The organism is Granulicoccus phenolivorans DSM 17626 = NBRC 107789 = JCM 15570, assembly GCF_000423085.1.
GTDB lineage: Bacteria > Actinomycetota > Actinomycetes > Propionibacteriales > Propionibacteriaceae > Granulicoccus > Granulicoccus phenolivorans.
The window spans coordinates 24,187-25,550 of the sequence record NZ_KE383977.1 but is presented as its reverse complement, the minus strand read 5'-3'; the positions used below and the strand labels follow the sequence as shown (position 1 = coordinate 25,550).

Annotated in this window: 4 protein-coding genes; 1 reads left to right on the top strand and 3 read right to left on the bottom strand. The window is 43.3% G+C overall.

Annotation, left to right across the window (positions count from 1 at the left end; translation table 11 throughout):
• Positions 1 to 29 precede the first annotated feature (29 nt).
• The 3 genes from G531_RS25545 to G531_RS26050 all read right to left on the bottom strand — a co-directional run bounded on the left by G531_RS25545 (position 30) and on the right by G531_RS26050 (position 1,119).
• The gene (locus G531_RS25545; protein WP_022857286.1) at positions 30 to 476 is read right to left on the bottom strand and encodes a RusA family crossover junction endodeoxyribonuclease; all 447 of its coding nucleotides are present in this window, start codon (positions 474 to 476) and stop codon (positions 30 to 32) included.
• Positions 476 to 655, bottom strand: a complete 180-nt coding sequence (locus G531_RS26055) for a hypothetical protein (protein ID WP_022857285.1) — start codon at positions 653 to 655, stop codon at positions 476 to 478. Before G531_RS26055 ends, G531_RS25545 begins: the two co-directional genes overlap by 1 nt.
• Positions 656 to 969: 314 nt before the next feature.
• Positions 970 to 1,119: a hypothetical protein gene (locus tag G531_RS26050; protein ID WP_022857283.1), complete on the bottom strand. Its 150-nt coding sequence runs from the start codon at positions 1,117 to 1,119 to the stop codon at positions 970 to 972.
• Positions 1,120 to 1,179: 60 nt separating this feature from the next.
• Between G531_RS26050 and G531_RS26590 the strand changes: the two genes are divergently transcribed.
• The coding region (locus tag G531_RS26590; protein ID WP_211221923.1) for a hypothetical protein at positions 1,180 to 1,364 on the top strand (185 nt) is incomplete at its 3' end.

The window sequence follows — 1,364 nt, the reverse complement described above, 5'->3', positions numbered from 1 at the left end:
ACACACCACACTTCGGTAAGAGGAGACGTTTACTTGTCCGCATCATCACATATCACCACCACATGCGTGTGAGGATCATACGGTTCACCATCAAGCGACGCAGTCAACGGGTCTTCACCCCGCCGTTTACGAAGCCGACCAGACGCACCTTCCACAAGCCTTGACGGAGTAATCTTCGCCGCGATAACCCGTATAATCTGACTATCATCCTTGAAAGCGAAACCATTCAACGCATCCTGCACCAGCTTCAACAAATTATCAACGTCTACACGGCGATTATCCTGCAAAAAGAAACGACATTGAAGAATAACGTTCCCTTCGAAAATTGGATAATTAGGATAACCTGCTAAATACGCTTCACGTACCCGCGTTTCAGCATCGATAGTTTTCTTCGGTGTTACCCCTCGTTTCCCATAGACGCGGGGACGCGCCTTAGGAACAGGTTGACCAGAAACAATAAACTCGCGAACAGCCATCACATACCCTTCCCATCACAGAATTCATCAATACTCCTTTGTGAAACCCAGAAACGAGTCCCAATTTGACGTAAACGTAGATAACCTTTAACCGCTAAGCTCTTCACTGTGCGCACATCCATATCCAACTGGCGAGCAGCCTCACTCAGCTTCACCAACTTACGAACAGGTTGACTCATGACCGCTCCTTACTATGAGCGGTTAAGTCTTGAATAAAATCCCACGACAAAAAACCAAGACCAACCAAAGACACCACATACACAAGCAAAAACGAGAAACTAACAAGCGGATTCTTACCCATATTCGCAAACATGAGATAGAAGAAGCTGCTCATGCACATGATACTTACGAGAATAGTGTCGAGCAGTATGATTGTGCGTTCGAATTGTAACTGAGTTTGCTGTGCACGGTCGCTCATTGTGGTAGTATTACTATTGTTTTTCATATTCATTTCCCTTATTGGTCGATGCTCGCATTACCTTGCGGGCATTTATCAATTCCTTAACTTTTCGCCATGCTTGGAATGCTTTATCACACGCTTCTTCCATTCACGCCACATAACATGCAGTTCAACGAAAACAGGGAAAAGTGCGACAAAAAACGTGAGAATACCGAAAAGAATAGTGACAATAATCTCAGTCATATTTACTCCTTAACCGTTCTAAAATTGGAATCGTAAAAAAATCATGAAAGGAGGTGAATAATGCGGATACGAATCGATTTCACGATCGTTAATCAAACCAAGCCTCAACGCTATGTACTCGAAGATGATTACGATTGTGGAAAATTACAGAACGAGCTAGAAAAAGCCTGTAAAAGTCAAGAAACAGTATCATTCCCCGATAAGTACGGTAAAACTATTACTGTGAATACGACGAATGTACTCTC

What these genes read in the sequence shown, in the direction of transcription:
- G531_RS25545 (WP_022857286.1), bottom strand. Translation starts at nt 476, where the DNA reads ATGGCTGTTCGCGAGTTTATTGTTTCTGGTCAACCTGTTCCTAAGGCG.
- G531_RS26055 (WP_022857285.1), bottom strand. Translation starts at nt 655, where the DNA reads ATGAGTCAACCTGTTCGTAAGTTGGTGAAGCTGAGTGAGGCTGCTCGC.
- G531_RS26050 (WP_022857283.1), bottom strand. Translation starts at nt 1,119, where the DNA reads ATGACTGAGATTATTGTCACTATTCTTTTCGGTATTCTCACGTTTTTT.